This is a genomic window from Allobosea sp. P1_B10, assembly GCF_056406735.1.
Genome location: NZ_JBFTZP010000001.1, coordinates 169,588 through 190,316, shown reverse-complemented (window position 1 = coordinate 190,316; position 20,729 = coordinate 169,588). Strand labels below are relative to the sequence as shown.

Genomic DNA, 20,729 nt, shown 5'->3' with positions numbered 1-20,729 from the left:
CTGGAGGGCGCGATGATTCAATCCATCAGCCCATACGCAGAAGCCGTTGCGGCCACGAACTTTTCCTTTCTGCGCGGCGCTTCGCCGGGCCCCAATCTGGTGCTGACGGCGTTGCTGCTAGGGCATTCCGGCATCGGCATCGCCGACCGCAATACGATGGCCGGCGTGGTTCGCGCCTGGAGCGCGCTGGAGGCTTTGCGCGAGAGCGGCCTGCCAGAACCGGAAAAACTGCGCGAGGGTGGCAGCCCCGGCGAATTTGTCTGGATCGAGAACCCGTCCTTCGTCGATCTGCCCCTGTCGGCCGCCGAACTGCAGCCAAGGGCGCAGGCCTTCAGGCTCTGCACCGGCAGCCGGCTGGTCTTTGCCGACGGCACGCCCGACATCGTGGTCTATCCCGCCAACCGAGCCGGCTGGGGCAGGCTTTGCCGCCTGCTGAGCCAGGGCAACCTGAAGGCGCGGAAGGGTGAATGCCTCCTGCATATCGAGGATCTCCTCACGGATGCGCGCGATCTGCTGCTGATCGTCATGCCCGGGCGGCGTCTGGACGGGTTTTCGGCCCTGCTCGCAAGGCTGGAGGAGGCTGCGCCCGGCGCGGTCTGGCTGGCCGCCTGCATGCACCGCAAGGGCGACGACCGCCGCCGTCTGGCGCGGCTGAAGGCGCTCGCGGCCGCCACGCGCACGCCGCTGATCGCCAGCAACGACGTGCTCTATGACGCGCCCGAGCAGCGCGATCTCCAGGATGTGCTCAGCTGCATCCGCGAGGGCGTCACCATCGAGCGGGCGGGGCGGCTGCTTGAGGCCAATGCCGAGCGCCACCTCAAGACCGGCCGGGAAATGGCCAGGCTTTTTCAGGATGCGCCGGAGGCCATCGCCGAGACCGGCCACCTGATGAGCCGCGTCGAGTTCGATCTGGGCCAACTGACCTATGAGTATCCCGACGAGCCCGTGCCGCCGGGCTGGAGCGCGCAGGCCTGGCTGGAAGAACTGGTGCGCCAGCGTGCTCCGATGCGCTACGCGGAGGGCGTGCCGGACAAGGTCCAGTCGCTGCTGGACAAGGAGCTCACCCTCATCGCGCAACTCGACTACGCCCGCTATTTCCTGACCATCCGCCAGATCGTCGAATTCGCCGATGGCAGGGGCATTCTGTGCCAGGGGCGAGGTTCCGCCGCCAATTCGGCTGTCTGCTTCGTGCTGGGCATCACGGCGGTCGATCCCGCCGAGAGCGATGTCCTGTTCGAGCGCTTCATCTCCACCGAGCGCAAGGAGCCGCCCGATATCGACGTCGATTTCGAGCATGAGCGGCGCGAGGAGGTGATCCAGTGGATCTACGGGAAATATGGCCGCCATCGCGCCGGCATCGCCGGGACGGTGATCCGCTATCGGCCGCGCAGCGCCATCCGCGATGTCGGCAAGGCGCTCGGACTGACCGACGACATCACTGCCCGGCTGGCCGGCACGCAATGGGGCAGCTGGGGCACGGAGATCGGCGATGAGCGCGTGCGCCAGGCCGGGCTCGACCCGACCAACCCGACGATTCGCCGGGCCGTCGACTTCGCGATCAGGCTGCTCGGCTTCCCGCGCCATCTCTCGCAGCATGTCGGCGGCTTCGTGCTGGCGCGCGGCCGGCTCGACGAGATGGTGCCGGTCGGCAATGCCGCGATGGCCGACCGTACCTTCATCGAGTGGGACAAGGATGACATCGACGCGCTGCGCCTGATGAAGGTCGACGTGCTGGCGCTCGGCATGCTGACCTGCATCCGCAAGAGCTTTGACCTGCTGCGCGAGCATGAAGGCATGGACTGGGGCCTCGCCGAGGTGCCACGGGAGGATTCCGAGACCTACGACATGCTCTGCGAGGGCAAGTCGCTCGGTGTCTTCCAGGTCGAGAGCCGGGCGCAGATGAACATGCTGCCTCGGCTGAGGCCGCGCGAGTTCTACGACCTCGTCATCCAGGTCGCGATCGTCCGGCCGGGTCCGATCCAGGGCGACATGGTTCATCCCTATCTCAGGCGCCGCGCCGGGATCGAGGACGTGCATTATCCCGCGCCGGCGCCGGATCATGGCCCCAAGAACGAGCTTTATGAGGTTCTCAACAAGACCAAGGGCGTGCCGCTCTTCCAGGAGCAGGCGATGAAGCTCGCCATGGTCGCGGCAAAGTTCGACGACCGCGAGGCCAACGGCCTGCGCAAGGCGATGGCGACCTTCCGCAGCGACGGCACCATCGGCCGCTTCGAGGCCCTGATGGTCGAGCGCATGGTCGCACGCGGCTATGAACGCGATTTCGCCCAGCGCTGCTTCGAGCAGATCAAGGGCTTCGGCAGCTACGGCTTTCCCGAAAGCCATGCCGCTTCCTTCGCCAAGCTGGTCTACATCTCGTCATATCTGAAGTGCCACCACCCGGCGGCCTTTGCCTGCGCGCTGCTGAACTCCCAGCCGATGGGTTTTTACGCGCCCGCCCAGATCGTGCGCGAGGCGCAGGAGAATGGCGGCGTCGAACCACGCGTCATCGACGTGAATTTCAGCGGCTGGGACAATGCGCTGGAGGCGGTACGCCGCATCCGTGAAAAATACGCCGCCATCCCGGGCGACCGAAGGGAGACCCGGGATCCAGTCCAGGACCTTTCCGGAAAACGCTCTGGAATGGATCCCGTGTCTACGCTGCGCTTTGCCCGGGAGGACAGCCCTTCACGCATGACACCTTGCAGCCCTCATCCTGAGGAGGTCCGAAGGGCCGTCTCGAAGGATGTTTCAGGGAGTGCGGATGCTGGGATGCGGGTTGGCCCAGGCAAAACACCCTTCGCCCTACGCCTGGGCTTCCGCCAGATCGACGGTTTTCGCGAGGAGTGGGGGCTGCGCATCGAGCGCACGCGCGGGGCCGGCTTTCCAGATGTCGAGGCCCTGATGCGGCGGGCCGACCTGCCCGCCCGCGCCATGCGGCTGCTGGCCGATGCCGACGCCTTCCGCTCGATCGGGCTCGACCGGCGCGAAGCGCTCTGGGCCGTGCGTCGCCTGCCCGATGACGAGGCGCTGCCGCTGTTTGCCGCCATGCAGGCGAAGGAACTGGGGCAGGAGCCAGAGATGGCGCTGCCCCTCATGCCGCTGCGCGAGCACATCGTCGCAGACTACCAGACGGCGCGGCTCTCCCTGAAAGGGCATCCGATGGGATTGCTGCGTGAAAAATTCCGGCGAGAGCGCATCCTGAGCAGCCGTGAGATGGAAGGAAAGCCCGACGCGAGCTGGGTGCGGGCGGCCGGCATCGTGCTGGTCCGCCAGCGGCCGGGCAACGGCAAGGCGATCTTCATCACGCTGGAGGACGAGACCGGCATCATCAATGTCGTGCTCTGGGCGAGGCAGTTCGAACGCTTCCGGCGCGAGGTCATGGCGGCGCGGCTGCTGCTGATCGAGGGCAGGGTGCAGAAGAGCCCCGAGGGTGTGACGCATCTGATGGCCCAGCGCGTCATCGATCGCACGCCGGACCTGCTTGGCCTGTCGCAGACGCATGAGGCGCAGGTCACGCTGTCACGCGCCGACGAGTTCCTCCACCCGCAGCATCCGCGCGGCAAGGACCCCCGCGCCGCCCATCCGCGCGATGTCAGGATCATGCCGAAGTCCCGCGACTTCCACTGAGCGCCGCGCCCACCGACGACCGCAGCCATTCCCATGGCAGGGGCGAGCCGCTATCAGCGGCGCTACGAGGCGGACGAGCCGCCGCACAGGGATGGAGCAGACAATGGATCTCGGCCTCACAGGAAAACGCGCGCTGGTCGTCGGCGCGAGCCGCGGACTGGGCGCCGCCATCGCGCGCACGCTGGCCGCCGAAGGCGCGACGGTCATCGCCGCCGCTCGCAACACCGCCGCGACGCAGGCCTGGATCGCGGAATGCCCGGCCGATGTCGCCGCGCGTCTGTCCGCTACGGCGCTCGATCTTGCCGATCTCGGTTCCGTCGACGCGCTTGTCGCCAGCCTGGGCGCTGCCGGCGGCGTCGACATCGTCATCGGCAACTCCGGCGGCCCGCCGCCTGCCGAAGCCCGCGAGGCCTCGCGCGGTGACTGGCTCAAGCATTTCGAGGCGATGGCCGCCAACCTCTTCCATCTCGCCCAGGGGCTGTTGCCCGGCATGACGGAACGCGGCTTCGGCCGGATCATCACGATTGCCTCCTCGGGCGTCGAGCAGCCGATACCGCGCCTGGCCTTGTCGAACGGCATCCGCTCGGCCGTCATCGGCTGGTCCAAGACACTTGCCGCCGAGGTTGCCGCCCAAGGCGTCACCGTCAATGTCGTGCTGCCGGGCCGTATCCATACAGAGCGCGTCGACCAGCTCGACAAGGCCGCAGCCGACCGTTCCGGCAAGACGATCGAGGAAACCGCGACCGCCTCGCGCGCTACGATTCCGGCTGGCCGCTATGGCAAGCCGCAAGAGTTCGCCGACGTCGTCGCCTTCCTCGCCAGCGAGCGAGCATCCTATGTCACCGGCACTAAGATCCGCATCGACGGTGGCGCGACCCGCAGCATCTGACGCTAGGTCTGACGACAAGCCGGCAGGTCGAAAGCCTGCCGGGCATTGCCATTCTCACGGCCCTTTGCAGGATCAGGGCTGGAGATGGGTCTGGGCGTCTCAGCGCGAGACTACAGCAGTGGCCTCGATCTCGATCATGGCCTGCGGCTCGACCAGCGACACGACCTGCACCACGGCCATCGCCGGGAAATGCCGGCCCAGCGCCTCGCGATAGACCGGACCCATCTCCTTGAGGCTGGCGCGATAGGCGTCGATGTCCGTGACGTACCAGGTGAGGCGCACGATATCCTCGACGCGCCCGCCGCCGGCCTCGACGACGGCGCGGATGTTCAAAAGTGTCTGGCGCAGTTGTGGCAGAAACCCCTCGGCGAAGACGCCCTGCGCGTCCCAGCCGACGAGCCCGCCCGTGACGAGGACGCGCCCCTCGGCGACCATGCCGTTGGCATAGCCGCGCGGCACGGGCCAGCCTTCCGGCAGGATTGCGCGCATCAGAGCATCGTTCGACATGGCGGGCTTTCGGGTTCGTCCTGTGAAGAGGGTTCGGGCTTTCAGCCCTCGCTCTGGGCCATCTGGCGCAGGGCGAAGCGCTGCAGCTTGCCGGTGGCGGTTTTGGGCAATGCGTTCACGAATGCAATCGCCCGCGGGTATTTATACGGCGCAATCGACGCCTTGACGTGCTCCTGCAGCGCCTTGGCGAGTGCCGGATCCCCGGCAACACCATCGCGCAGCACGATATAGGCTTTCACGATCTGGCCGCGATCGGCACAGGGCGCGCCGACCACGCCGCATTCGGCCACCGCCGCATGGGTGAGGAGGCAGGCCTCCACCTCCGGCCCGGCGATGTTGTAGCCGGCGGAGATGATCATGTCGTCGGAGCGCGCCTGGTACCAGAAATAGCCGTCGGCATCGCGCAGATAGGTGTCGCCGGTGATGTTCCAGCCGTCGCGAACATAGTTCGCCTGGCGGGGATCGGCGAGATAGCGGCAACCGGTGGGTCCTCGCACGGCCAGCTGCCCGGGCGTGCCGTCGAGCACCTCCTTGCCATCCTCGTCGACGATCCTGGCTTCATATCCCGGCACGGGAATACCCGTGGAACCCGGTCGGATCGCTTCGCGCGGCGCGCCGATGAAGATGTGCAGCATCTCGGTCGCGCCGATGCCGTCCATCAGCGGCAGGCCGGTCTTGGCCTGCCAGGCGTCGAAGGTCGCCTTGGGCAGCGCCTCGCCGGCGGAGACGCAGATGCGCAGGGACGAGACGTCCCGCCCGGCCAACTTGTCGAGGATGGCGCGATAGGCGGTGGGCGCGGTGAAGCTGACGCTGGCCTTGTGCCGCTCGATCGCGTCGATCAGATCGGCCGGCGAGGTCTTGTCCGGCAGCACCATGGCCGCGCCGATGCGCATCGGGAATAGCACGAGCCCGCCCAGCCCGAAGGTGAAGGCCAGCGGCGGCGAGCCGATGAAGCGGTCATCGGGCGAGGCTTTCAGCACGCGCGCGCCATAGGCATCGCAGATCGCCAGCAGGTCCTGCTGGAAATGCATGGTGCCCTTGGGCTCTCCGGTGGTCCCAGAGGTAAAGCCGATCAGGCAGACATCGTCGCGCGAGGTATCGGCTGCGGTGAAGGCCTCGTAGCCCTCCTGCTGCATCAGGGCTTCGAGGCTGGCGGCGCCGCCATCGCCCCATCCGACGATCCGCTTCAGCTCCGGCGCTTGATTCTGCGCGGCAACAAGATCGTCCAAGAGCCTGGAATCGCAGAGAGCCAGCGCGACCTTCGCCTTGCGGATGGGGTAGGCGAGTTCTCCCGCCCGCAGCATCGGCATGGTGGCCACCGCGACGCCGCCGGCCTTGAGAACCGCGAGATAAGACGCCACCATCATCGGCGTGTTCGCGGCCCGCAGCAGCACACGGTTGCCCGAAACCATGCCGAAATCGCGGGTCAGGGCGTTGGCGATGCGATTCACCGTCTCGGCGAGTTCGGCATAGCTCCACTGGCCGTGGTCGCTGACGATGGCTGTCCGCGCGCCGCGCCCTTCCGCGACATGGCGGTCGAGCAGTTCGCTGATGACGTTCAGCCGCTCGGGATAGCTAAGCCCGGCCTCGGCCAGCCGCAGATCCGGCCAGCTTTCGGACGGCGGAAGGTTTTCGCGCGGGAAGGGATCGCGATGACCCGAGCGCAGGAAATCCGCCGCCATTCTAGCCTCCCGCCTTGCCGGCCTGCGCCTTCAACAGGTCGCGCGCGATCACGATCTTCTGCACTTCCGTCGCGCCCTCGTAGATCCGCAGAGCCCGGATCTCGCGATAGAGTTCCTCGACCTTGACGCCCCTGGTGACGCCGAGCCCGCCATGGATCTGCACGGCCCGGTCGATCACGCGCTGCGCGTTCTCGGTGGCCACCATCTTCGCCAGCGCGGCCTCGCGCGTGACGCGGGCTGCACCGCGATCCTTGGTCCAGGCGGCGCGATAGACGAGCAGGGCAGCCGCATCGACCTCGGCCGCGCTGTCGGCGATCGCCGCCTGCGACAACTGCAGATCGCCCAGCGTCCCGCCAAAAAGCTTTCGCGTGTTGGCGTGTGAGACGGTCTCGTGCAGCGCCCGCCTTGCGAAGCCGAGCGCGGCAGCACCCACCGTCGAGCGAAAGATGTCGAGCGTCGCCATCGCGACCTTGAAGCCGTCGCCGGGGCCGCCGATGCGGTTGGTCGCGGGGATCCGGCAGGCGTCGAAGCGCAGGGTCGCCAGCGGATGCGGGGCGATCACGTCGATCCGCTCCGCGATGCTGAGGCCCGGCGTATCGGCGGGCACGAGATAGGCCGAGAGCCCGCGCGCCCCCGGAGCCTCGCCGGAGCGGGCGAAGACGACATAATGGTCGGCGATGCCGCCATTCGAGATCCAGGTCTTTTCGCCGTCGATCCGGACATGGTTGGGGCCGTCTGGCGTGGCGGTCGCCGCCATCGCCGCCACGTCGGAGCCCGCTTCCTTTTCGGAGAGGGCGAAGGCCGCGATATGCGTGCCGGCGCAGACGCCGGGCAGGATCGCCTGCTTCATCGCCTCGGAGCCGGCGATGCTGATCGCGCCCGTGCCTAGCCCCTGCATCGCAAACGCAAAATCGGCGAGCCCGTCGCGCGCGGCCAGCGTCTCGCGCGCCAGGCACAGCGTGCGCACGTCGAGCTTCTCGCTCAGTCCCCCATAGGCCTCCGGCACTACGGCACGCAGGAAGCCGGCCTCGCCGAGCGCAGTGACGCGCGCCCGGCAGGCTGCCTCGACATCGTCATGCGGCATGCCAGGCAGCGTCGCGTCGGCCCAGCCGCTGAGTTGGTGGGCGAAACGTCGGTGGCGCTCCTCGAAGAAGGGCCAGTCCAACGTGTCGGAAAGCAGCCCCCGGAGCGTCATCTCAATTGCCCTCGAAAACCGGCTTCTGCTTCGCGGCGAAGGCGTGATAGGCGCGGGCGAAATCTTCGGTCTGCATGCAGAGCGCCTGCGCCACGGCCTCGGCCTCTATCGCGCTCTCGACCGACATCGCCCATTCCATCTCCAGCATGCGCTTGGTCATGGCATTGGCGAAGGTCGGCCCGTCGCCGAGTTCGGCTGCCAGGGCCTGCGCCTCGGAGAGCACGGCGTCGCGGCTGACGATGCGGTTGAGGAACCCCCAGCGTTCGGCCTCCTCGCCGCGCAGGATACGGCCGGTGTAGAGCAGTTCGGCCGCCCGACCCTGGCCAATGATGCGCGGAAGGATCGCGCAGGCGCCCATGTCGCAACCGGCAAGTCCGACGCGGTTGAACAGGAAGGCGATCTTGGTCTCGGCCGTGCCCAGCCGCATGTCGGACGCCATCGCCATGATCGCGCCCGCACCCGCGCAGATGCCGTCGATCGCGGCGATCACCGGTTGCGGGCAGGCGCGCATCGCCTTCACCAGATCGCCGGTCATGCGGGTGAACTTCAGGAGCTCTTTTGTCTCCATCTCGACCAGCGGGCCGATGATCTCGAAGACGTCGCCGCCCGACGAGAAGTTCCCGCCGGCGCCCGTCACGACGATGGCCTTCACGCCCTCGTCCTTTTGCGCGGCCAGGAAGAAATCCGTGATTTCGCGGTAGCTTGCAAATGTCAGCGGATTCTTTTTCTCAGGCCGGTTGAGCGTCACGGTCGCGACCTTGCCGGAGACCGCTAGCTCGAAATGCTCGGGGACATAGCTCGCCAGTGGCAGCGTCGTGGCGTTGGCGAAGCTCATTTCGTCTCTCCCTTGGTCGCGTTGGCACGCTGCGCGATCGCCCGGTGCAGCGAGGCCTTGGTCTTGCCGAGAAGCCTGAACAGCTGCGGGATTTCCCCGGGCTCATGGCCCGCAAACAATTCGGCGATCCAGCTCTCGTGGCGCTCCGCCATCGCCTTGAAGGCCTTGCGGCCCGCGGCGGTCAGCGTCAGCACCTGGACACGCCGGTCCTGCGCGGCGGCGCGCTTGTCGACGAGCCCGTCCGCCAGCAGCCCGGCGACGACCGCCGTGACATTGCCGTTCGACACCATCAGCCGCTGCGAGACCTCGCCGACGGTCATTCCGGTCGTCGACTTCTCGAGCTGCGCCATCAGGTCGAAGCGCGGCAGCGTCGTCTTGAATTCTTCGCGCAGTCGGTTGCGGATCTCGGTCTCGATCAGGGTCGAGCAGGTCAGCAGCCGCAGCCACAGGCGCAACTCGTCCTTGTGGTCGCCGGGGCGCTCGCTTGCCTTGGTCTCGCGGTCGAGCATCAAGCTGGGCGAGGGTGTCTCCATCGCCTCAGAACTCCCCGCCATTGACCAGCAGCGACTGGCCGGTGACGGATTGGCTGCCCGGTCCGCAGAGGTAGAGCACAGCGGCGGCAACCTCCTCGGGTGAGATCAGGCGGCCCTGGGGATTGTCCTTCACCAACTGCGCCAGCGCGTCGTCGCTCGTCATGCCCGTCTTGGCGGTGATCGCCGCGAGGCTTCCGGCCACGAGATCGGTGTCGGTATAGCCGGGGCAGACCGCATTGACGGTGACGCCGGTGCGGGCCGTTTCCAGCGCCAGAGAGCGGACGAGCCCCAGCACCGCGTGCTTTGCGGCGCTGTAGGCGGAAACGTAAGCGTAGCCGCGATGGGCGGCCGTCGAGGCAATCGCGATCAGGCGGCCGTCGCGGCGGTCAAGCATGCCGGGCAGGGCGGCGTGGAAGGCGTTGACCGTGCCGATCAGATTGATCTCGACCATGCGCCGGAACCTGTCGRCATCGCCGCGCGCAAACGGCCCGGTCTCGACCGCGCCGGCATTGGCGATGACGATGTCGAAGGGCTGGGTCTGGGCGAGTTCGGCGATGCTAGACGCGGTCGCCGCCTCGTCGCGGATATCGCAGGCCGCGAAGCTGTCGGCGGCGCCGTTCGCGCAGGCCTCGCGCAGCACGGCCTCGTCGCGGCCAAGAATGCTGACCCGCGCGCCTTGCGATTTCAGAGCAGTGGCGATGGCGCGGCCGATACCGCGTCCGCCGCCCGTGACCAGCGCGTGCCGTCCTGTCAGAGACATCCGACCGACCTCCCGATCCGGCGAATATATTTTAGGTCTAAAGGAATTTGCAAGCGCCTGCTGATTGCGCCCCTCTTGGAGCAGTTCAAGCTGAATGGCGCTCAAAATAGGAAGCATCCACCATACTGCGAGCGCGTCGACCCTCTTCTCGCCGAGCGGCTGCCGCCCTCTTGAGATAAAATTATTTCAGACCTAAAATAATTTCTGAAGCGAAGGGGAGAAGGTCATGAAGCGCATCGCGGTTGTCGGCGGCGGGCCGGCCGGGCTCTACTTCGCCCTGCTGATGAAGCGGGACTGGCCTCAGCTCGACGTCACCGTCTTCGAGCGCAACCAGCCAGACGACACTTTTGGCTTCGGCGTGGTCTTCTCCGACCAGACGCTCGACACCTTCAAGGCCGCCGATGAGGCGAGCTATGCCGCGATCCGCGACAATTTCGCATACTGGGACGATATCGAGATCCATTTCAAGGACAGCGTCCATCGCGTCTCCGGCAATGGATTCTGCGGCTGCTCGCGCCGCTCGCTGCTGATGCTCGTGCAGGATCGCGCACGCGAACTCGGCGTGCAGCTGCGCTTCGGCGAGGAGGCGGCCGATATCGAGACCCTGAAGGCGGAGTACGACCTCGTCGTCGGCGCGGACGGGATCAACAGCCGCATCCGCGAGGGCTGGCGCGAGCGCTTCCAGCCGCAGACCGACCTGCGCCCGAACTATTTCACCTGGATGGGCTCAACCCGGCCCTTCGATGCCTTCAACTTCTTCGTCAAGGAAACCGAGCACGGGCTCTTCATCGCCCATTGCTACCAGTACGAGGCCGGCCGCTCGACCTGGGTGCTGGAGACCGATCCCGAGACTTTTGCCAAGGCCGGTCTCGCCGCCATGGATGAGGAGGCCTCGGCCCGCTTCCTCGAAGGCGTTTTTGCGGAGGAACTGCAGGGCCACGGCCTGATCACCAACCGCTCGCTCTGGCGCAATTTCCCGATGATCCGCTGCCGCAATTGGGTCGCCGAGAACGTCGTCCTGATCGGCGACGCCAAGGCGACTGCGCATTTCTCGATCGGCTCCGGCACAAAGCTCGCGATGGAGGACGCGATCGCGCTCCACAAGGCCTTCCACAAGGCCGGGCTCGACGTCGCGAAGTCCCTGGCGCTGTTCGAGCGCACGCGCCGCGAAGAGGTCGAGAAGACCCAGCACGCGGCCGATGTCTCGCTGGTCTGGTTCGAGCAGCTGCGCCGGTTCTGGGATTTCGATCCGCTGCGTTTCGCCTTCGGCCTGATGACGCGTTCAAAGGCCATAACCTATGACAACCTTGCTCTCCGGGCGCCGGCCTTCGTGGCCGCCATCGACGGCCTCGTCGCCGAGGAACTCGGTCCGCTCGCCAGGACGCGCAAGGACGGCTCGCCGGTCCCGCCGGCTTTCCAGCCGCTGCAACTGCGAGAAATGCGCATCGAGAACCGCATGGTGCTCTCGCCGATGTGCCAGTATTCGGCACATGACGGTCTGCCCAATGATTGGCACCTGATGCATTACGGCTCGCGCGCCATCGGCGGGCCCGGCCTGATCGTCACCGAGATGACCTGCGTCGCCGACGATGCACGCATCACGCCGGGCTGCGCCGGGCTCTATACGGATGAGCAGGAAGCCGAATGGCGCCGCATCGTCGATTTCGTCCACGCGAACTCGGCAGCGAAGATCTGCCTGCAGCTCGGCCATGCCGGCCGCAAGGGCGCGACCAAACTGATGTGGGACGGCATGGACCGGCCGCTGGACGAGGGCGCCTGGCCCATCATCTCGGCATCGCCGCTGCCCTATTACCCCGAGAGCCAGACGCCGCGCGAAATGGACCGCGCCGACATGGACCGGGTCAAGGCCGAGTTCATCCAGGCTGCGGAGCGCGGCATCCGCGCCGGCTTCGACATGCTGGAGCTGCACTGCGCCCATGGCTATCTGCTGGCGAGCTTCCTCTCGCCGCTGACCAACCATCGCAGCGACGCCTATGGCGGTTCGGTCGAAAACCGGCTGCGCTATCCGCTCGAGGTGTTCCGCGCCCTGCGCGAGACCTGGCCGCGCGAAAAGCCGATGTCGGTCCGCATCTCCGCCACCGATTGGAAGGCGGGCGGCCTCTCGCCTGAGGATATGGTCGCCATTGCCGCCGCGTTCGGCAGCGAGGGCTGCGATCTCGTCGACGTCTCGACCGGCCAGACCGTCAATGACAGCAAGCCGGTCTATGGCCGCATGTTCCAGACGCCGTTCTCCGACCAGATCCGCAACGAGGCCCGCATCGCCACGATGTGCGTCGGCAACATCACCACCGCCGACCAGGTCAACACCATCGTCGCATCGGGTCGTGCCGATCTCGTCGCGCTCGGACGGCCGCATCTCGCCGACCCGTCCTTCGTGCTGCGGGCGGCAGCCTGGTACGGCGTCGATATCGCGCAGCCCGTGCAGTACCAGCCCGGCAAGGACCAGCTCATGCGCAACACCCCGCGCGAGCGCGAGGAGGCCGAGGCGCTGAAGCTGAAGGCCAAGCCGAGCCGCCACGCCGTGGCGAACTGACGCTGGCATTGCGGCCGGAGGCGCGGCGGGCGACAAAGCTCTCGCTCGTCCGCTCCGGAGACCGCCATGCCTGCGCCTGCCGACCTCATGCCTGATGCACTCGCGCCCCCGGCTGGGCGTCGGCCGACGGTGCCGCCGGGAATGCGCCTCTATGTGATCGGCGACGTCCATGGCCGGCTCGATCTCCTCCATGAGATCGAGCGGCAGATCGAGCAGGACGCCGCTACAGCGCCGGAGCTTCACATCGTGCAGGTGATGCTGGGCGACTACATCGACCGCGGCCCGGATTCGCGTGGCGTGATCGCGCATCTCATCGCGGGTGTCGCCGGGCGAGAACTCGTCACCCTGCGCGGAAACCATGAAGTCTATCTGCTGGACCTTCAGGCGGATCTCGTACCGCATTGGTGTCGCTATGGCGGTCGGCAAACGCTCGCCTCCTACGGGCTCGACCTCTCCGATCTCGACGACGCCGCGCTGGAGGCGTGCGTGCCTGATCTCGTCAGGCGCGTCCGAGCGGCTGTGCCGGCGGATCACGCTGCCTTCCTTGCCGCGACGCAGATGACGTGGCGCTGCGGCGACTATCTGTTCGTCCATGCCGGTATCCGACCCGGCGTGCCGTTGGCGCAGCAGGATCCCTATGATCTCGTCTGGATTCGCCGGGATTTCCTCGACAACGACGACGACCACGGTTTCGTCGTCGTTCACGGCCATACCCCGGTCCATACCGCGATCGTCAGGCACAACCGGATCGGTCTCGATACCAAGGCTTTTGAGAGCGGGGTCCTGACCTGCCTCGTGCTCGAAGGCACCCAGCAGCGCTTTTTGGCGACAGCTGGCCGCTAGGTCGCAGCCCGCGCCAGAACAGCGGCAGAAAATCATACATTGCAATTTTGCAATGTCGCCATTGGCCGATTGGTCGTGATATTGCGCTTAGGGCGCTCTATCTCTGTCGTGAAGCCCGGGCCTGATCGTCCGGCGCCACAGCAAAGGGTTCTGTCATGAAGCTCACCGGCATCCACCACGTTACCGCCATCTCGGCCGACGCACCCGGCAACCGGCGCTTTTATGTCGAGACCATGGGCATGCGCATGGTCAAGAAGACGGTGAATCAGGATGATACCTCGGCCTATCATCTCTTCTATGCCGATGGCGCGGGTTCCCCCGGCACGGATCTGACCTTCTTCGACTGGCCGGCCGCTCCGGCGCGGCGCGGGACCAACTCGATCGCCCGCAGCTCGCTGCGCGTCGCCAATGAGGCGTCGCTGGACTGGTGGCATGATCGGTTGACCAAGGCCGGGGTCAAGACCTCGCCGGTCCGCAGCATCAACGGCCGCGCCGGCCTCGATTTCGAGGATCCGGAGGGACAGCGGCTGACGTTGATCGTCGATGGCGGCGATATCCCCTTCGTCGTCTGGGACAGGAGCACGGTTCCCGCCGAGCATCAGATCCGCGGCTTGGGTCCCGTCACCATTTCGGTGCCGAAGCTGGAGCGGACGGAGGTCGTGCTGACGCAGTTGCTGGGTCTTGAGCGAGTGTCGAGTTATCGCGACGAAGCGCACGCCTCGGGCGAGATCCACGTCTTCAAGATCGGGGAAGGTGGGCCCGCAGCCGAGTTGCATGTCGCCGTCGAGCCCGATGCGCCGCAGGCCCGCGAAGGCGCTGGCGGGGTGCATCACCTTGCTCTGCGCACTCCGACCTTCGGAGACTACGACGCCTGGGCGGAGCGGCTGAAGGCGGCCGGCTATCCCAATAGCGGCAAGGTCGACAGGTTCTATTTCCGCTCGCTCTATCTGCGCGAGCCCAATGGCATCCTGATCGAGATCGCGACCGACGAGCCCGGCTTCTCTGCCGACGAACCGGCCGAGACCATGGGCGAGAAGCTGGCGCTGCCGCCCTTCCTGGAGCCGAAGCGCGCGCAGATCGAAGCGGGCCTTAAGCCGCTCTAGGCTTGGCTGACCGCCAGCACGGCCGTCATTGCGAGGAGCAAAGCGACGAAGCAATCCAGAAGGGGGTAGCGCACTGCCGCCCCTGGATTGCTTCGCTGACGCTCGCAATGACGAACTGGTCCGATCAGGAAAAGCTCTTAAACCACAAAAATCCCGCCGGGTTGCCCGGCGGGATGTTCTGTTCTTAGGGGCTTACGAGAAATAAGGCCGGAGGTTGGTCCGGATCCGCTCCAGCACGGTGCTGCCGGACAGGTCGGATTCGAAACGCTTCCCGGTGAGAAGCTCATAGGCCTGGATATAGACCTTGGAGGTCTCGGCGATGAGGTCCTGCGGGATCTCCGGAACCGGGTCCTTGTAGGGGTCGCAACGCTCCACCACCCAGGCGCGGACGAAATCCTTGTCGAGGCTGCGCGGGCGCTTCCCGGCCTCGAAACTCTCCTGATAGCCGTCGGCAAACCAATAGCGGCTCGAATCGGGCGTATGGATCTCGTCGGCGAGCACGATGCGCCCGGTCTCGTCCGTGCCGAACTCGTATTTGGTATCGACCAGGATCATCCCGCGCTCCGCCGCGCGCTTCTGCCCGCGGGCGAAGAGCTCCAGAGAGTAGCGGCTGACGGTTTCCCACTGCTCGGCCGTGAGCAGACCCTGGGCCAGGATCGCCTCGCCCGAAAGCGGCTCGTCATGGCCGCCGTCGAAGGCCTTGCTGGTCGGCGTGATGATCGGCTGCGGCAGCTTCTCGTTGTCGCGCAGACCGTCGGGCAGGCGCATGCCGTACATCTCGCGCTCGCCCTTCTTGTACTTGGTGAGCACGGAGGTGCTGGTCGTGCCGGCGAGATAGCCGCGCACGACCATTTCCACGGGCAGGATCTTCAGCGTCTTGCCGATCACGACGTTGGGGTCGGGATAGGCGAGCACGTGGTTGGGGCAGATGTCGGCCGTCTCTTCGAACCAGTAGCGCGCGGTCTGCGTCAGCACCTCGCCCTTGAAGGGGATCGAGGTGAGAATGATGTCGAAAGCGCTCAGCCTGTCGGTTGCGATGATGATGCGGCTGCCGTCGGGCAGGTCGTAGTTCTCGCGGACCTTGCCGTTGTAGCGGTTCGGCAGTTCCGGGATGAAGGCATCGGTCAGGACGCGGGCGGCGTTCATGGAAACAGACCTCTCATTTGAACGGCGCTTGCAGACCGTATGAATATACCGGAGCGCTCATCCCGAGGAGCCCTTCCGGTGGAATGGCCTCTCGAAGGATGGGGTTCGATGTGTAGGGCCGCGCTCAGCCTTCGGCGGCGACCTTCGCCTTGGGCGCGGCCTTCGGTTTTGCCGTAGCTTTGGGCTTGGCTGAAGCCTTTGCCTTGGCAGGAGCTTTTGCCGCTGCCTTGGCAGGCGCCGTCGCCGCGTCCTTCGCGGGTGCCTTGGCCTTTGCCACAGCCTTTGGCTTGGCAGCAGCCTTGGTCTTGGCTGCGGCCTTGGGCTTGGTCCCGCCCTTGACGCCGCTTGCTTCGGCCTTGGCGTTGACGAGTTCGATGGCCTGCTCGAGCGTGATCGCTTCCTGCGTCATGCTCTTGGGCAGGGTGGCGTTGACCTTGCCCCAATTGACGTATGGCCCGTACTTGCCCGCGCGCACCACAAGGTTGCCGCCGCCGGGATGCTCGCCGAGCTCGCGGCCCGGCGTTGCCGCGCCGCGCCCGAAGCGAGCGCCGGGGCCGCCGCTTTCCTTGGCGACGATCAGGTCGATGGCACGGTTGCCGCCGATCTGCAGGATGTCGTCGTCCTTGTCGATATTGGCGTAGGTCTTGCCGTGCTGGACGTAAGGGCCGTAGCGGCCGATGCCGGCCAGGATCGGCTCTCCGCTCTCGGGATGCTTTGCGACCTCGCGCGGGAGCGAAAGCAGCGCCAGCGCCGTTTCGAGATCGACGCTGCCCGGGCTCATGCCCTTGGGCAGGCTGGAGCGCTTGGGCTTCTCGCCCTCACCCAGCTGGATATAAGGGCCGAAGCGTCCGTCGCGGATTGTGACGTCGACCTGCGTGACGGGATCCTTGCCCAGGATGCGCACACCCGGCGCCCCGGTGCCGCCTTCGGCCGTGGCCTCACCGTCGACCGCCGAGACTGTGAGCGGACGGGTGTAGCGGCATTCAGGATAGTTGGAGCAGCCGACGAAGGCGCCAAACTTGCCCAGCTTGAGCGACAGCGTGCCGGTGCCGCAGACCTGGCAGGAGCGGGGATCGCCGCCATCCTCGCGAGCGGGGAAGACATGGGCCCCGAGTACGCCGTTCAGCGCCTCCAGCACCTCGGTGACGCGCAGGTCCTTGGTCTCGCCGATCGAGGCCGTGAACTCTTCCCAGAATTCGCGGAGCAGCACCTTCCAGTCGATCTCGGCATTCGAGACCCGGTCGAGCTTCTCTTCGAGGCTCGCCGTGAAATCGAACTCGACATAGCGCTTGAAGAAGCTTTCCAGGAATGCCGTCACCAGCATGCCCTTGTCCTCGGGGACGAGGCGCTTCTTCTCGATGCGGACATATTCGCGGTCGCGCAGCGTGCCCAGCGTCGAGGCATAGGTCGAGGGGCGGCCGATGCCGAGTTCTTCCATGCGCTTGACCAGGCTCGCTTCCGAATAGCGCGGCGGCGGCTCGGTGAAGTGCTGGTCGGCGGCGATAGCGCGCTTCTCCAGCCCTTCCCCCGTCTTCATGACAGGCAGCTTCTTGGAGTCCTCGTCCTCCTCGTCGTCGCGGCTTTCCTGGTAGAGTGCCAGGAAGCCGTCGAAGAGCACGACCTGGCCGGTGGCGCGCAGCTCGAGATTGCGTGCGGCGACCTTGGCCGCGATGTCGACAGTGGTGCGTTCGAGCGAGGCCGATTCCATCTGGCTGGCGATGGTGCGCTTCCAGATCAGCTCGTAGAGCTTTGCCTGCTCGGGCTCGAGATGGCGCGCGACCATTGCCGGCAGCCGCGCGAGGTCGGTCGGGCGGATGGCTTCGTGGGCCTCCTGCGCGTTCTTGGCCTTCACGGTGTATTTGCGCGGTGAGCCGGGCACATAGGCGTCGCCGAATTCCTTGCCAATCACGCTGCGGGCAGCGGTGATCGCGGCGGGGTCCATGTCGACGCCGTCGGTACGCATATAGGTGATGAGACCGACGGTCTCGCCGCCGATATCGACGCCCTCATAAAGCCGCTGCGCCACCTGCATCGCCCGTGCGGGAGCCATGCCAAGCTTGCGCGAGGCCTCCTGCTGCAGGGTCGAGGTCTGGAACGGCGGGAAGGGGTGACGCTTGACCGGCTTGGCCTCGACATTGGCGACCGAGAAGGCGGCAGTATCGAGAGCCGCCTTGAAGGCATGCGCCTCGTCGCCCGTGCCGATGTCGAGCCGGGTGATCTTCTTGCCGTCGGCGCCGACGAGGCGCGCGTCGAAGACGCCGCCAGTCGAGGTCGCCAGCGTCGCCACCAGCGACCAGTACTCGCGAGCCCGGAAGGCCTCGATCTCGCGTTCGCGGTCGCAGACGATGCGCAAGGCGACGGACTGCACGCGGCCGGCCGAACGGGCGCCAGGCAATTTGCGCCAAAGCACCGGCGACAGCGTGAAGCCGACGAGATAGTCGAGCGCACGGCGCGCCAGATAGGCGTCGACCAGCGCCTGGTCGACCTGGCGCGGATTGGCCAGCGCCTTCTGCACGGCGTCCTTGGTGACGGCGTTGAAGGTCACGCGCTCGACCGGAATGCCCTTGAGCGCCTTCTTGGCGTTCAGCGCTTCTAGCACGTGCCAGGAAATCGCCTCTCCCTCGCGATCCGGGTCAGTTGCGAGGATCAGCTTGTCGGCGCCCTTGAGCGCCTTGACGATCTCGGCGACCTGTTTGGCGCCGCGACCCTCGATCTCCCACTTCATCGCGAAGTCCTGATCCGGCTCGACCGACCCGTCCTTGGCCGGCAGGTCGCGAATGTGCCCGAACGAGGCGATGACCTCGTAATCCGAACCCAGGTACTTGTTGATCGTCTTGGCCTTGGCCGGCGACTCGACGACGAGGAGCTTCATGGCGGGTTTTTCTGTCTCACAAGGCGAAGTGCAGGGCCGGCAAAGCCTGGGCAGGACACTCTAGCAGTGCCCGCCCGGCCGAACTCGGCGCGGGTCGCGTTGATAGCGGTTCGGATTGGCGCGCGAAAGTGGTTCACGCCGTTCTGTCTGTCAAACGCCGATTACGCTTTTCGTGGCGGGCCTGAGAGGCTACCCCACCGGCAAGCATCGGAGTGTGCTCGGCTGGAGGATATCGTGTCGGTTCAGACTTTAAACAAGCGGCGCACTGCGCAGGACATCAGGGCGCGCAAATCGGGCGAGCCGATCGTTTCGCTGACGGCCTATACCGCGCCGATGGCGGCACTGGTCGACGAAGTCGCGGATTTCATCCTCGTCGGCGACTCGCTGGGCATGGTGATCTACGGCCTCGACAGCACGGTGCCGGTCACGCTGGAGATGATGATCTGCCACGGGCAGGCCGTGATGCGCGCCAGCCGCAATGCACTGGTCGTCATCGATATGCCTTTCGGCTCCTATGAGGAGAGCCCCGCGCAGGCCTTTCGCAATGCAGCCCGGGCGATGCAGGAGACGGGGTGCGGCGCGGTCAAGCTCGAAGGCGGCCAGCGCATGGCCGAGACGATCCGCTTCCTCGTCGACCGCGGTATCCCCGTGATGGGCCATGTCGGCCTGACCCCGCAGGCGGTGAATACGCTGGGTGGATACAAGGCGCAGGGCCGTACCCGCAGCGAGTGGCCGCTGCTCATCAGGGACGCTGAAGCCGTTGCGGCGGCGGGCGCCTTTGCCGTCGTCATCGAGGCTGTGGCGGAGCCGCTGGCCGCCCAGATCACGGAAGCGGTCGCGATTCCGACGATCGGCATCGGCGCGTCGGCCACCTGCGACGGGCAGGTCCTGGTCCTCGACGACATGCTGGGCCTGACCGGGCGTATCCCGAAATTCGTGAAGCCCTATGGCACGCTCGGCGAGGGGGTGAGGAAAGCTGTCGCCGAATATGCCGACGATGTCCGCGCGCGCCGCTTTCCGGGCCCCGAGCATGTCTATGGTGTCAAGGTAGGCTGAGGGCGGATCGAGCTCGCTGTCTTCCTATGGGTGATTACATGTCGGGATGGGGGCGGCGCTCTGGACAATATCGCGCGACGCCTTGCGCCCATCCCGACTCGCGCCTAAACACCCATCTTCAAATGACAGCCCCCGCACCGCTCTACCCGCACCGCCATCTCCTCGGTATCGAGGGGTTGTCCCATCTGGACATCGAAGCGCTTTTGGACAGGGCCGACACCTATGTCGCGCTGTCCCGCCAGGTCGAGAAAAAGACCGCGACCTTGCGCGGCCGGACCCAGATCAACCTGTTCTTCGAGCCCTCGACCCGCACGCAGGCCTCGTTCGAGCTTGCCGGCAAGCGGCTGGGCGCCGACGTCATGAACATGTCCGTCGCCTCGTCCTCGGTGAAGAAGGGCGAGACCCTGATCGACACCGCAGCCACGCTGAACGCGATGCGCCCCGACATTCTCGTCGTGCGCCATCACTCGGCCGGCGCGGTCAATCTTCTGGCCCGCAAGGTCGGCTGCTCGGTCGTCAACGCCGGCGACGGTGCGCATGAGCACCCCACCCAGGCGCTTCTGGACGCGCTGACGATTCGCCGCAACAAGGGCTCGATCATGGGCCTGACGGTGGCGATCTGCGGCGACATCGTGCACTCGCGCGTGGCGCGCTCAAACATCATCCTGCTCAATGCGCTGGGCGCAAAGGTCAGGCTGATTGCGCCTTCGACGCTGCTGCCTGCCGGCATCGAGCGCATGGGCGTGACCGTCTTCACGGACATGAAGAAGGGACTTGAGGGCGCCGACATCGTGATGATGCTGCGACTCCAGCTCGAGCGGATGCATGGCGCTTTCGTGCCGTCATCCAAGGAATATTTCCGCTATTTCGGCCTGGACCGCGAAAAGCTTGACGTCGCCAAGCCCGATGCGCTGGTGATGCATCCCGGCCCGATGAACCGCGGCGTCGAGATCTCATCGGAGGTTGCCGACGGCGCCCAGTCGCTGATCCGCGAGCAGGTCGAGATGGGCGTCGCCGTCCGCATGGCTGTGCTTGATGCGCTAGCGCAGCACCTGCCCAATGTCTGAGCGCCTCGCACAACCTAACAGCGGCGCGGCCGCCTCCCAGCACTCCAGGCAAGGCCGCGA

At 66.3% G+C, this 20,729-nt stretch carries 15 protein-coding genes; 7 read left to right on the top strand and 8 right to left on the bottom strand.

Annotation, left to right across the window (positions count from 1 at the left end; translation table 11 throughout):
- Positions 1-12 precede the first annotated feature (12 nt).
- The gene (locus AC1D2L_RS00940; protein WP_476843938.1) at positions 13-3,627 is read left to right on the top strand and encodes an error-prone DNA polymerase; all 3,615 of its coding nucleotides are present in this window, start codon (positions 13-15) and stop codon (positions 3,625-3,627) included.
- A gap of 103 nt (positions 3,628-3,730) precedes the next feature.
- The gene (locus AC1D2L_RS00935) at positions 3,731-4,516 is read left to right on the top strand and encodes an SDR family oxidoreductase (protein ID WP_476843937.1); all 786 of its coding nucleotides are present in this window, start codon (positions 3,731-3,733) and stop codon (positions 4,514-4,516) included.
- Between the two features lie 99 nt (positions 4,517-4,615).
- Here AC1D2L_RS00935 and AC1D2L_RS00930 read toward each other — a convergent pair whose 3' ends face one another.
- From AC1D2L_RS00930 to AC1D2L_RS00905, 6 genes are read right to left on the bottom strand one after another with little or no spacing between them, the layout of a single operon-like run.
- Entirely contained in the window at positions 4,616-5,023 is a 408-nt protein-coding gene (locus tag AC1D2L_RS00930; RefSeq protein WP_476843936.1) for a RidA family protein, read from the bottom strand.
- Positions 5,024-5,064: 41 nt separating this feature from the next.
- Entirely contained in the window at positions 5,065-6,705 is a 1,641-nt protein-coding gene (locus AC1D2L_RS00925; protein ID WP_476843935.1) for a benzoate-CoA ligase family protein, read from the bottom strand.
- Position 6,706: 1 nt separating this feature from the next.
- Positions 6,707-7,900, bottom strand: a complete 1,194-nt coding sequence (locus AC1D2L_RS00920) for an acyl-CoA dehydrogenase family protein (RefSeq protein WP_476843934.1) — start codon at positions 7,898-7,900, stop codon at positions 6,707-6,709.
- 1 nt (position 7,901) lies between these two features.
- Positions 7,902-8,735: an enoyl-CoA hydratase family protein gene (locus tag AC1D2L_RS00915; protein ID WP_476843933.1), complete on the bottom strand. Its 834-nt coding sequence runs from the start codon at positions 8,733-8,735 to the stop codon at positions 7,902-7,904.
- Positions 8,732-9,268, bottom strand: coding sequence for a MarR family winged helix-turn-helix transcriptional regulator (locus AC1D2L_RS00910; protein ID WP_476843932.1), 537 nt, complete (start codon positions 9,266-9,268; stop codon positions 8,732-8,734). Before AC1D2L_RS00910 ends, AC1D2L_RS00915 begins: the two co-directional genes overlap by 4 nt.
- A gap of 4 nt (positions 9,269-9,272) precedes the next feature.
- Complete coding sequence (locus tag AC1D2L_RS00905) at positions 9,273-10,028, bottom strand: SDR family NAD(P)-dependent oxidoreductase (protein ID WP_476843931.1); 756 nt, start codon at positions 10,026-10,028, stop codon at positions 9,273-9,275.
- Positions 10,029-10,254: 226 nt separating this feature from the next.
- On the opposite strand from AC1D2L_RS00905, the gene AC1D2L_RS00900 reads away from it, so the two are divergent.
- The 3 genes from AC1D2L_RS00900 (at position 10,255) to AC1D2L_RS00890 (ending at position 14,528) form a co-directional block, all read left to right on the top strand.
- Entirely contained in the window at positions 10,255-12,582 is a 2,328-nt protein-coding gene (locus AC1D2L_RS00900) for a bifunctional salicylyl-CoA 5-hydroxylase/oxidoreductase (RefSeq protein WP_476843930.1), read from the top strand.
- A gap of 66 nt (positions 12,583-12,648) precedes the next feature.
- A complete protein-coding gene (locus tag AC1D2L_RS00895; protein ID WP_476843929.1) occupies positions 12,649-13,425 on the top strand; it encodes a metallophosphoesterase family protein in 777 nt (258 codons plus the stop codon).
- 155 nt (positions 13,426-13,580) lie between these two features.
- The gene (locus AC1D2L_RS00890; protein ID WP_476843928.1) at positions 13,581-14,528 is read left to right on the top strand and encodes a ring-cleaving dioxygenase; all 948 of its coding nucleotides are present in this window, start codon (positions 13,581-13,583) and stop codon (positions 14,526-14,528) included.
- Positions 14,529-14,720: 192 nt separating this feature from the next.
- On the opposite strand, the gene AC1D2L_RS00885 is transcribed toward AC1D2L_RS00890, so the two are convergent.
- Both AC1D2L_RS00885 and topA read right to left on the bottom strand, forming a co-directional pair.
- A complete protein-coding gene (locus tag AC1D2L_RS00885; protein ID WP_476843927.1) occupies positions 14,721-15,674 on the bottom strand; it encodes a phosphoribosylaminoimidazolesuccinocarboxamide synthase in 954 nt (317 codons plus the stop codon).
- 124 nt (positions 15,675-15,798) lie between these two features.
- A complete protein-coding gene (gene topA, locus AC1D2L_RS00880; RefSeq protein WP_476843926.1) occupies positions 15,799-18,546 on the bottom strand; it encodes a type I DNA topoisomerase in 2,748 nt (915 codons plus the stop codon).
- A 234-nt stretch (positions 18,547-18,780) separates the two neighbouring features.
- On the opposite strand from topA, the gene panB reads away from it, so the two are divergent.
- Positions 18,781-19,602, top strand: a complete 822-nt coding sequence (panB, locus tag AC1D2L_RS00875; protein WP_476843925.1) for a 3-methyl-2-oxobutanoate hydroxymethyltransferase — start codon at positions 18,781-18,783, stop codon at positions 19,600-19,602.
- A gap of 122 nt (positions 19,603-19,724) precedes the next feature.
- Positions 19,725-20,669: an aspartate carbamoyltransferase catalytic subunit gene (locus tag AC1D2L_RS00870; protein ID WP_476843924.1), complete on the top strand. Its 945-nt coding sequence runs from the start codon at positions 19,725-19,727 to the stop codon at positions 20,667-20,669.
- The last annotated feature ends 60 nt before the right edge of the window (positions 20,670-20,729 follow it).

What these genes read in the sequence shown, in the direction of transcription:
- AC1D2L_RS00885 (WP_476843927.1), bottom strand. Translation starts at nt 15,674, where the DNA reads ATGAACGCCGCCCGCGTCCTGACCGATGCCTTCATCCCGGAACTGCCG.
- AC1D2L_RS00900 (WP_476843930.1), top strand. Translation starts at nt 10,255, where the DNA reads ATGAAGCGCATCGCGGTTGTCGGCGGCGGGCCGGCCGGGCTCTACTTC.
- AC1D2L_RS00890 (WP_476843928.1), top strand. Translation starts at nt 13,581, where the DNA reads ATGAAGCTCACCGGCATCCACCACGTTACCGCCATCTCGGCCGACGCA.
- AC1D2L_RS00940 (WP_476843938.1), top strand. Translation starts at nt 13, where the DNA reads ATGATTCAATCCATCAGCCCATACGCAGAAGCCGTTGCGGCCACGAAC.
- AC1D2L_RS00920 (WP_476843934.1), bottom strand. Translation starts at nt 7,900, where the DNA reads ATGACGCTCCGGGGGCTGCTTTCCGACACGTTGGACTGGCCCTTCTTC.
- AC1D2L_RS00930 (WP_476843936.1), bottom strand. Translation starts at nt 5,023, where the DNA reads ATGTCGAACGATGCTCTGATGCGCGCAATCCTGCCGGAAGGCTGGCCC.
- AC1D2L_RS00870 (WP_476843924.1), top strand. Translation starts at nt 19,725, where the DNA reads ATGACAGCCCCCGCACCGCTCTACCCGCACCGCCATCTCCTCGGTATC.
- AC1D2L_RS00925 (WP_476843935.1), bottom strand. Translation starts at nt 6,705, where the DNA reads ATGGCGGCGGATTTCCTGCGCTCGGGTCATCGCGATCCCTTCCCGCGC.
- AC1D2L_RS00915 (WP_476843933.1), bottom strand. Translation starts at nt 8,735, where the DNA reads ATGAGCTTCGCCAACGCCACGACGCTGCCACTGGCGAGCTATGTCCCC.
- AC1D2L_RS00910 (WP_476843932.1), bottom strand. Translation starts at nt 9,268, where the DNA reads ATGGAGACACCCTCGCCCAGCTTGATGCTCGACCGCGAGACCAAGGCA.
- AC1D2L_RS00895 (WP_476843929.1), top strand. Translation starts at nt 12,649, where the DNA reads ATGCCTGCGCCTGCCGACCTCATGCCTGATGCACTCGCGCCCCCGGCT.
- AC1D2L_RS00935 (WP_476843937.1), top strand. Translation starts at nt 3,731, where the DNA reads ATGGATCTCGGCCTCACAGGAAAACGCGCGCTGGTCGTCGGCGCGAGC.
- topA (WP_476843926.1), bottom strand. Translation starts at nt 18,546, where the DNA reads ATGAAGCTCCTCGTCGTCGAGTCGCCGGCCAAGGCCAAGACGATCAAC.